This window comes from Petrocella sp. FN5 (genome assembly GCF_029210395.1).
GTDB lineage: Bacteria > Bacillota > Clostridia > Lachnospirales > Vallitaleaceae > Petrocella.
Genome location: NZ_JARGDP010000083.1, coordinates 1 through 10,954, shown reverse-complemented (window position 1 = coordinate 10,954; position 10,954 = coordinate 1). Strand labels below are relative to the sequence as shown.

Genomic DNA, 10,954 nt, shown 5'->3' with positions numbered 1-10,954 from the left:
AAATTATACAAGTCGCGTTGAAGGCATTGCGAATTTATTGCAAAAAAAAGCACTAGACTATGACATGATGATGGACAAAGAGCAGGTGTTGGATTTGTTTATAACCTTAGAAAATCTTGAGGATAGCATTGTATCTGTGGTGCTTTTTGACAATTCAGGTCAAGTTGTTGTATCTTCACAAAACATAGAAATGGAGTTTACATTAATTGCCCTACAAGAATGGTACAAAACCGCTATTTTTGATGATAAAATCACGCATTTTTCTTCTCCAAGAACACAAGAAATCTATGAAGTGAACATGGGTGAAGTTATTTCTGTGTCCAAAGCCTTTGAATATCAAGAGGGTGATGTAATTAAAAAAGGCGTACTGCTAATTGATATGAATTTCGAGGGATTAGATTCCTTGTCGAATGTATCCAATCTTGGGGAAAATGGGCATATCCTTATCTTGGATGCAAAAGATCAGATTGTCTATTCATCAGATAAAAGTCAATATGGCTATAATAGTAAAAGTTACAGTACCGTTAAAGCATTGATTTTTGGAAGTGAGGCATTAACGATTAATGGAACCCATGTGGTTGTTAATATGAATACGATTGGTTCGACACGTTGGCGTATAGCCACGTTTCAAGATATAAATGCTTTTGAAAAAGGTACGAAAAACGCTTTCTATACAGCTGCAAGTATCATTGTTATTACGATGTTAATTACAATTTTAGTAGCTTATTTTGTAGCCATGCAAATCACAAACCCCTTAAAAAAATTAAATAAAGCAATTGTTCGCTTCCATCATGGAAATGATGATTCAAAGGTGGAGATAGAAGGCCAAAAGGAGATAACAACTGTAATTACCGGTTTTAATGGTATGATTGATCGAATACATGCATTAATGAATGAAGTAATAAAAGAACAAGAAGGCAAGCGCAAGACAGAAATCAGAGCCCTTCAAAATCAAATAAATCCTCATTTTTTGTATAATACATTAGATTGTATGATCTGGTTGGCTGAGGAAAATAGGAACAAAGACTTGGTGGATACAGTCGGAGCCTTATCAACCTATTTCAGAGTAAGTTTATCCAAAGGGAAACAGTTTATACCGATTTTTGAAGAGTTACAACATATAGAAAGTTATTTATTGATTCAAAGAATGCGTTACAATGATAGATTTGTCTATACGATTGAGTGCAGTCCGGAAATATCTGAGCTTCGAATTATGAAACTGATACTTCAGCCATTGGTTGAGAATGCCATATACCACGGAATTGATAAAGATGATCAAAAGAGTTGGATATCGATTCAAGTTTTTGAACAAGATGGCTATATTAAGCTTATGGTTACTAATAGTGGTTATGGTATTACCCAAGAAAAAATTGAAGAAATCCATCACGTGATGGAAGATGGTAATAAAAAAGGAAGTATAGGCATGAAAAATGTATATCGGAGAATCAAATTATTTTATGGTGAAAAAGCGCATATTCAAATAGTCAGTGAATTAGACGAGACCACAACGGTAAGTATCTGTATACCACGTGAAAAGTTAGAAATAAAGGTGTTGGAACAAGGAGATAAAACATGAAAAAAAGTATAATTATTTTATTGTCACTGATGTTAACAGTAGTTATGACCAATGGATGTGGACCAAATAAGAAAGAGATTGCTGTATTGATTTATGATATGGAAGACCCATTTATTAAAGGGGTTTCGGATTATATACAGGCCTATGATACAGAAATCTATGATATTGTATATTATGATAGTCAAAAATCTCAAATTGTACAAAACAAGATTGCTGAAGAATTATATGAAAAAGGTGTTGATTTATTGGTGATAAATCCGGTTGAAAGGTTAAGTTCCTATGTTTTTGTGAGAAAGTCACTTCAGGAGGAAATCCCGATTATTTTTTTCAATAGAGAACCCCTTAAAGAAGACTTAGAATATTTCGAAGATGTGTATTATGTCGGAACAGATGCAAGAGAATCTGGATTAATGCAAGCCAAATTAATATCAGATGGACTGAACAATGATACTGAAAATCTAGGCGGGTTTGATAAAAATGGCGATCATATTATTCAGTGCGTTATTTTAAAAGGCGAGCAAGGCCATCAAGATGCTGAAGAAAGGACAAAATCAGTTATCGAAGGTCTTAAAGATAAAGGATTTGAGGTGGAAGTACTTCATACAACAGTTGCCAATTGGAATGAAACAAGAGCTTATCGAGCTATGCATGATATTATGTCTGAATTTGGCGAAGACATTGAGTTGTTAATTAGTAACAATGATGCCATGGCGATAGGTGCTTCAAAATACCTAATGGATAATGGATATTTTGGAATGGAGGTAGATGGGGTTGTGACAGATATTCCCTTTCGAATTGTCGGTATTGACGGATTGGAAGAGGCCAAATTGCTTACAAAAAAAGGATATATGTATGGCACAATCATTAATGATGGAGAAAGCATGGCAGAGGCCATTATGCAATTGGCAGAATATATCCTGGATAATAATGATGAAAAACTACAGTATGAGCTGGTTGACAAAAAATATATACTAATTTCATACAAATATCATAGTAATGAATAGTGCAAAATTTTGCAAAAAGGATAGTAGAATATCACATTTTAATAATTTCCTAGAATGATATACTAAATAAAGTAAGCAATCAATATTTTGATTGTACTTTATTACAAAGGTTAAAGTTCAACTATATAGTTTTGAATAGTTTTGACACATTAACCTTACAAATAATTCGAAAAGGAAGGGAAAAAATGAAAAGATTATTAAGTGTGATTTTGGTTTTAACAATGGTATTGGCAATAGCGGGGTGTAGTAGTGAAGAAGGTCCTAGCACAACAACGGACCAAGCAACAGAAGAAATTGTAATTGGAGCCAACATTTACAATTTTGGTGATAACTTTATGAATGGTGTCGTTTCTCCTGCATTGAAAGAGTATGCTGACGCAGCTGGTATAAAAATTAACATTGTTGATTCAGAGAATCAACAAAACAAACTCAACGATCAGGTGGATATCTTTATTGGACAAGGTGTTGATGTTTTAGCAATTAATCTAGTGGATCCGGCTTCAGCCAGTACAATTATTCAAAAAGCTAAAGAGGCTGACATTCCATTAATTCTTTTTAACAAAGAAGCAACGGAAGCGGGCGCAATGGATATGTACGACAAAGTATGGTATGTAGGTACGGCTTCAGCAGATGCGGGTATTATCCAAGGTGATATGATGGTGGCCGATTGGAAAGCAAACCCTAGTTGGGATAAAAATGGTGACGGAACTGTTCAATATGTATTATTGAAAGGTGAACCAGGACATCCAGATGCTGAAGCTAGAACGGAATATTCGGTTAAGGCTTTTGATGATGCAGGTATTCCAGTTGAAGAATTAGCGATGCAACCAGACCCAAATTGGTCTACAGATGGTGGTAATGATAAAATGGCTACTTGGTTAGCATCATTCGGTGACAGGATTGAGTTGGTCATCTGTAATAACGATGGTATGGCCTTTGGTGCCATCAACGCGATGAAAGAACAAGGTGTAACGATTCCTGTATATGGTGTTGACGCTCTAGAACAAGCTCTAAACCATATCGCTGAAGGAGAAATGAATGGTACGGTACTTAATGATGGTAAGAACCAAGCTAAAGCCGTCATTGATTTAGGCGTGAACGTAGCTAGCGGTAAAGACCCTATTGAAGGCACAGATTGGACGCTTGATGCAGTTAAAGCAGTTCGTGTACCTTATGTAGCGGTTACACCAGAAAATTTCGCAGATTTTAAATAATCAACAAGACTTATAAATGCTGCCAATGTCTTAAAAATAAGGCGTTGGCAGTATTATTACCAAAAAAGAATATGGTCAGGTGAAAAAATGGTTAAACAAAGTATTCTAAAAATTGAAGGTGTATCCAAATCTTTTTCAGGTGTTAAGGTTCTAGACAAAGTATGTCTTGATGTTAAGGAAGGTACAGTTCATTCTCTTATGGGAGAGAATGGCGCAGGAAAATCGACCCTTATGAAATGCCTTTTTGGAATTTATAAGCAAGATGAAGGGACCTTCTATTTAAAAGATGAAAATGTGAATTTTACAGATCCAAAACATGCTCTAGAGCATGGTGTTTCCATGGTGCATCAAGAACTTAATCAAGTAACAAAACGAACGGTTAGTGAAAATATTTGGTTAGGACGGTATCCAACCAAAAGAGGCTTTGTCGACGAGAATAAAATGTACCAAGATACCAAAGCATTATTTACAAAAATCAAAATCGATGACATTGATCCAAATACAAGATTAAGCGAGTTGTCTGTATCAAAGAGACAGATGGTTGAAATTGTCAAGGCTGTCAGTTATGAAGCCAAAGTTATAATTCTAGATGAACCGACAAGCTCACTTACAGAACAAGAAGTGGATAAGCTATTTGAAATCATAGAAACATTAAAAAAACAAGGATGTGGCATTGTATATATTTCACATAAAATGGATGAGATATTTGCCATATCAGATGAAGTGACTGTACTTAGAGACGGCGAGTATATTGGTACGAATGCTATCGAAGATTTAGATATGGATAAGGTTATAAATATGATGGTAGGTAGAGACTTAAGCCATCGTTTTCCACCGGTAACCAATATTCCAGGGGATGTTAAAATGGTGGTCAAAAACCTGAAAACACGATATGAACCCAAGGTGAATGATGTTAGTTTTGAACTAAAAAAAGGTGAAATATTAGGTATTTATGGTTTGGTAGGTGCCAGAAGAACAGAACTTGTTGAAGCAATATTTGGCATGAGGACAATTGAGAGTGGAGAAATTCATATTGATGGCAAGAAACTCAACAATTCAAGTCCGCATAAAACCATTGAAAACAAATTAGCCCTTGTAACAGAAGAAAGAAGATCAACAGGTATCTTTGAGGTTGCTAATATTAGATTTAATACATGTAGTGCTAATATTAAAAACTATGTCAGTAAGTTTGGCTTGTTAAGTGAAAAGGAAATGCTCTCTGACACAGAAAAACAAATAGCCAGCATGAGAATTAAGACATTTAGCCAAGAATCATTGATTCGAGAATTAAGTGGTGGTAATCAACAAAAGGTTATTATTGGAAGATGGTTGGTTACAGATCCGGACATTTTACTTCTTGATGAACCAACAAGGGGGATTGATGTAGGCGCTAAGTATGACATCTATAATCTGATGATTGAACTGGCCAATAAGGGAAAATCCATTATTATGGTATCATCAGAAATGCCTGAAATTCTAGGCGTAACGAACCGCATCATGGTCATGAGCAGAGGTTATGTTGCAGATATTTTAGACACAAAAAATGCGAATCAAAATGATTTATTAAAATTATCCGCAAAATATTTATAGTAGGTGGTTGAAAAATGAATTTTACAAGAAATATAAATGCTAGAATAAACAGATTCAAAAATATGAACAAAAGAGATTGGTTAAACTTCTTTGTTAATAATGCCATCTATATTGTTATGGCAATATTAATTGCTGTTGTTATACTTAGGGAACCGACTTTCCTATCTGTGCGTACACTTATTAATGTGCTTAGTCAGTCCTCCGTTAAGTTAATTCTTGCCTTTGGTGTGGGTGGTATTATTATTTTGCAAGGTACAGACCTTTCCTTAGGACGATCCGTTGGTTTTGCTATGGTAATCTCAGCATCCTTATCACAAGCGGAAACGTATGCTTCTAGATTCTATCCGGAAATATGGTTGACAGCCATGCCGGCATTTATTAAATTATTGATACCATTATTAATCGCCATGGCTGTATGTGCTTTTTTTAGTATGATTAATGGGTATATTGTAGCGATCTTCAAGGTACATCCATTTATCGTAACATTAGGTATGAGCGTACTGCTATATGGGGTATTGACATTATATTATAATTCGCCGGAACAAGGCGGACAACCTATTGGGGGTCTTTCAAAAGAATACTCAAATTTTATATTGGGTAGAATTGAAGGTATCGGGCCACTGAAATTTACTGGTGGTTTCTATATCCCGTATCTTGTAATATATGCTGTTATTGTGAGTATTATAGTATGGGTATTGTGGAATAAGACCGTATTTGGTAAGAATATGTTTGCTGTAGGGGGTAATCCAGAAGCCGCTGCTGTATCTGGCGTCAACGTGGTTGGAACATTTCTATTGGTTTATATGATGGCAGGTATCTTGTACGGTTTAGGTGGTTTTTTGGAAGCCGGTCGAATCGGTAGTGCCAATAACAGTTCGGGTTTTAATTATGAACTGGATGCCATTGCGGCTTGTGTGGTCGGTGGTATTTCTTTTAGCGGTGGTGTCGGTAAAGTATCGGGAGCCATAGCTGGTGTATTATTATTTACCGTTATGAGTTACGGTATGATTTTTGCCAACATATCTTTTGAATATCAGAACATTATTAAAGGTTTTATTATTGTATTTGCGGTTGCTCTAGACACAAGAAAATACCTTAAAAAGACCTAATAAGACGATTATAAAAAATAAAATAATTTCACAAAATGATATAAAGCTTAGAAACAGAAGTCTGACTATGTTTCTAAGCTTTTATTTTAATAAGCTTAGGTTAATTAAATTATTCTATGATTTATTTGTAGATGAGATATAGCATATGATACAATATAACTATAACTAGAGATTTTGACTGCTATAAACGACATGAAGAATACAAACTTTGCCACTAAGAAGGAGACTTGTGATGAAAATAAAAATTCATTCATTAATACTGTTTTGCTTTGTTTGCGTATTATTTTTAGTGGGTATGATGTCAAGTGATTTCCTAGCATATGCTATGCAAGAAGAAAAGATTGTCTATAGAAGCGCCACAGAATATGATTATCCTCCTTTTTCTGTCATAACAGATGGAAAGGCGGATGGGTTTTCAGTTGAACTTCTTAAGGCAGTAGCCAATGAGATGGAACTTGAGATTGAATTTAAAGTGGACCATTGGGACACGATAAAAAAAGAACTGGAAGATGGAGAACTAGATGTATTGCCTCTTGTTGGTTATTCAGAGGAACGTGAAGATTATTTTGACTTCACAGTACCTTATATTGTTATGCGCGGCAATATTTTTGTTCGTAAGAATAACACAGAAATCACATCTGAAGACGACCTATATGGCAGAGAAATCATTGTCATGAGAGGGGACAATTCTCAAGAATACGCCGAAAGGATGAAATTTACGGATAAGTTAATTCTCGTTGATACATACGCTGAAGCCTTTGAATTGTTAAGCTCTGGTGCACACGATGCCGTTCTTGCCCAAAGCCTGGTAGGGCAAAAACTAATAAATGATCATGAGATTACCAATGTTGAGGCGGTCACTAGAATGTCAGATGATGGTATTGATAGGATTAAGATTTCACTTGAAGGGTTTGAACAAAAATTCAGCTTTGCTGTTAAAGAAGGCGACAAAGAATTATTAGCCTTACTAAATGAAGGCTTGGCAATCGTATCTGAGAATGGCACCTATGAGTCCCTTTACGTAAAATGGTTTCCTTTTTTGGTGAATGTGACACCGGATTACAAACAAATTGCTTATTATTTTGCTTTGGTGCTATTTGCTACAGTTGTTGTATTGCTATTTTTTTCTTTTCTAATGATCCGAAAAGAAGTCAAAAGGCAGACGGCAAAGTTGGAAAACAATCTGTATAGAAACACCATAATGTTCAATGTCATGAATCAGGAGTATAGCTCAATCACAGACTGGCTAGATTATGTCCTTAACGAGTTAATCAGGATGACAGGTAGTGAATTTGGTTATATGTATTTGTTTGACGAAGCAACAAATGAACTCACCCTCAACTCATGGTCGAGAGGCCTTATGGCAAAGAGCCAAGACGTAGAGAAACAAAGGGTTTATCAATTGGATCAGACCGGCCTTTGGGGTGAGGTCATAAGACAAGGAAAACCCATGATGATTAATGATTTTACTAAGTCAAATGACCTGGAAAAAGGTTATCCTAAGGGCCACGTCAAACTGAATAACTGGATGGCCATCCCTGTTTTTGAAGATAAAGATATAGTTGCCACAGTTGGGTTAGGCAATAAACCGGATGATTATGACGACAATGACATCTATCAAGTCACCGCTTTGATGAGTGGTGTCTGGAACATGATTGAAAGATCTAATTACAGAGATAAACTTGAGATAGAGAAGAACAAATATCTATCAACATTGGTCTCCATTGGTGATGGTGTTATGGTTGTCGGACTAAACGAGAGAATCGAGATGATTAATAAGGTCTGTGCGGACATGACCGGATGGACTGAAGAAGAAGCAAAGGGGATGTATTATAAAGACGTCTTTAGAATATCCCATGAGAATCATGGATATGATATTCTAGATCCGGTTGCGGAGGTCTTGAAAACAGGAATATCCCATGAATTAAGTAATCATGCAGTACTGACATCAAAGAATGGAAATGTTTATATGTTAGAAGACAGTGCCGCACCGATAAAAAATCTTCAAAACGAAATGCTGGGTGTGGTATTGGTGTTTAGAGACGCGACGCAGAAACATAAACAGAGAAGACAGATTGAGTTTTTGAGTTTTCATGATGCATTAACCGGTCTATATAATAGAAGATTTTTTGAGGAAGAAATCAAAAGACTTGATACATCAAGAAACTATCCCCTGACCATCATAATGGCCGATTTGAATGGACTAAAGCTTACCAATGATGCATTTGGACATCATGAAGGGGATGAGTTGTTGAAACAAACAGCCAACCTATTTAGAACATACCTTAGGTCCGAAGACATAGCTGCCAGATGGGGTGGAGACGAGTTTGTTATACTGATGCCAAAGACAAGCTCAAAGGAGGCTGAAAAGATAGTACAAAGGATTATTCAAGGTGGTGATAAATTAAACACCAACAAGGGTATTTTGTCCATAGCTTTTGGGTGGGAAACCAAAACAGACAGCTCTATGGATGTGGAAGCTGTATTTAAGAATGCAGAAGAATATATGTATAAAAAGAAAATCAGCGAGAGCCAAGGTGTACGCGGACTGACCATTAAAACCATTATCAATACGCTCTTTGAAAAGAGCCCAAGAGAGGAAAAACACTCGAAACGTGTCAGAGAATTGGCCATGAATATTGCCAAGGGCCTGAACTTATCTCAGCATCAGCAAGACGATATCGCCACTTTGGGATTGTTACATGATATAGGTAAAATCATAGTATCAGGTGAAATTCTCGAAAAACCCGGAAGATTAACGGATGAAGAATACAATGAAATCAAAAAGCATCCAGCGATTGGGTATAGAATGTTGACAGCAACCAATGAATTCGCCAGTATAGCGGAGGGTGTCTTAAGTCATCATGAAAGATGGGATGGAAAGGGTTATCCAAAAGGAATCAAGGGTGATGAGATTCCAATTGAGTCAAGAATCATAGCCATCGCTGATGCCTATGATGCCATGACCTCATCAAGACCATACAGAAAAGAGGGTATGTCTTTAGAAATGGCAAGACAAGAATTAATGAATTATGCCGGGGTTCAATTTGACCCAGGTATTGTGAATTTAATCATAAAAGAAAATCTTATATAGTACATAAAATAGAAAATCTAGAGTTAATACACTTAACTAGAAAGGAACGCCTTATGAAAATTGCAAAACTAATAGTATTACTTGGTGTCATGGCGATGACTGGCGCTTTATTTTTTGGTTTTACCCAAGGTGATTTTTTTGTTGATGGCTCAGCTGTTCTTGCAAATCCATGGGGTATTGTTTCTATGGTGGATCTATATGTAGGTTTCATACTTTTTTCTATGTGGATTGCTTTTAGAGAAAAGCATGTCCTCCAAGCAGCTCTATGGATTGTTCTTATGATGGTATTTGGCTTCTTGACCGGAGCCCTTTATGTTCTAATTCATTTAATTGTTAGCAAAGGAGACTGGACAAAATTCTTTATGGGAGCAAGGCAATGATTAAACTAAAGGAATTAGGAGAAGAACTAAAAACAGTCATTTCAGGTAAAACAATGGATGCACTCTTACCACCTTTACTTTTTGTAGTATTAAATAGTCGCTTTGATCTGGGATTGGCTTCCTTAATAGCAATACTTTCAGCCTTGATGCTTAGTATTTTTAGGTTTTTATCTAAGCAAAACTGGCATTATGCTTTTGGTGGATTGCTAGGTGTGATCATGGCGTCTGGATTTTCCTTTTTTTCAGGCAGTGCTTCGAATTATTTCTTGCCAGGGATATTGGGTAATGTCTTTCTATTGGTAGTGTGCTTACTCAGTCTGATTGCGGGTAGACCGATAGCGGCATGGGCAAGTCACTTATCAAGAGGATGGTCACTCGACTGGTTTTGGCGCTCGGATGTAAAGCCAGCTTATACAATCGTTACATGGATATGGTCACTCTTTATTCTCGGACGTGTCTTGATTCTATTGATGATTTTTATTTCAGACCAAACAACACAGTTATTTATTTGGAATACGATACTTGGTTGGCCATTAACCATAGGTGTCTTGCTGATCAGCTATATTTATGGGATTTGGAAACTTAAGCGTTTGGGTGGGCCGGGGATTGAAGAGTTTACTTCGGGAAAATTGCCTCCATATCAAGGCCAAACCAGAGGCTTTTAACAAAAAATACCTAATATAGAAAAAAATGATTTTAAGAAAATGAAAATTTGAGAAATCAAAAATCAAAAATCAAAAAGTGTGATAACTGGATAAGATAAGGACAGCTGATGAACAATAAAAAAGAGATAAAAATGGGATGGCATCTCGATTATAGTTATGCGCGACTGCCAAAATTTTTTTACACTAATATTAAACCTAGTGGTGTAAATTCTCCGAGTTTGATCATGAGGCTAATGAAACATTTTATTATGCAGTGACGTCCAATAAATATACAAACAATTCAAATCAACAAGGAGGTACAACATGAAATTAAAGTTAATCA

Annotated in this window: 8 protein-coding genes; all 8 read left to right on the top strand. The window is 36.0% G+C overall.

Features of this window, described 5'->3' with window-relative positions:
• A partial coding sequence (locus tag P0N36_RS13365) for a sensor histidine kinase (RefSeq protein WP_275843356.1) occupies positions 1 to 1,576 on the top strand: 1,576 nt, incomplete at its 5' end.
• Complete coding sequence (locus P0N36_RS13360; protein ID WP_275843355.1) at positions 1,573 to 2,580, top strand: galactose ABC transporter substrate-binding protein; 1,008 nt, start codon at positions 1,573 to 1,575, stop codon at positions 2,578 to 2,580. The genes P0N36_RS13365 and P0N36_RS13360, both read left to right, overlap by 4 nt.
• Positions 2,581 to 2,783: 203 nt before the next feature.
• Positions 2,784 to 3,794 (top strand): galactose ABC transporter substrate-binding protein, encoded by a 1,011-nt coding sequence (locus P0N36_RS13355; RefSeq protein ID WP_275843354.1) that lies wholly within the window; start codon positions 2,784 to 2,786, stop codon positions 3,792 to 3,794.
• A gap of 87 nt (positions 3,795 to 3,881) precedes the next feature.
• Positions 3,882 to 5,384 (top strand): sugar ABC transporter ATP-binding protein, encoded by a 1,503-nt coding sequence (locus tag P0N36_RS13350; protein ID WP_275843353.1) that lies wholly within the window; start codon positions 3,882 to 3,884, stop codon positions 5,382 to 5,384.
• A gap of 14 nt (positions 5,385 to 5,398) precedes the next feature.
• The gene (gene mglC, locus P0N36_RS13345; RefSeq protein WP_275843352.1) at positions 5,399 to 6,493 is read left to right on the top strand and encodes a galactose/methyl galactoside ABC transporter permease MglC; all 1,095 of its coding nucleotides are present in this window, start codon (positions 5,399 to 5,401) and stop codon (positions 6,491 to 6,493) included.
• Positions 6,494 to 6,725: 232 nt separating this feature from the next.
• A complete protein-coding gene (locus P0N36_RS13340; RefSeq protein WP_275843351.1) occupies positions 6,726 to 9,587 on the top strand; it encodes an HD domain-containing phosphohydrolase in 2,862 nt (953 codons plus the stop codon).
• Positions 9,584 to 9,967 (top strand): DUF1475 family protein, encoded by a 384-nt coding sequence (locus tag P0N36_RS13335; protein ID WP_330684032.1) that lies wholly within the window; start codon positions 9,584 to 9,586, stop codon positions 9,965 to 9,967. Before P0N36_RS13340 ends, P0N36_RS13335 begins: the two co-directional genes overlap by 4 nt.
• On the top strand, positions 9,964 to 10,632 hold the full coding sequence (locus tag P0N36_RS13330; protein WP_275843350.1) for a DUF3159 domain-containing protein: 669 nt from the start codon (positions 9,964 to 9,966) through the stop codon (positions 10,630 to 10,632). Before P0N36_RS13335 ends, P0N36_RS13330 begins: the two co-directional genes overlap by 4 nt.
• The last annotated feature ends 322 nt before the right edge of the window (positions 10,633 to 10,954 follow it).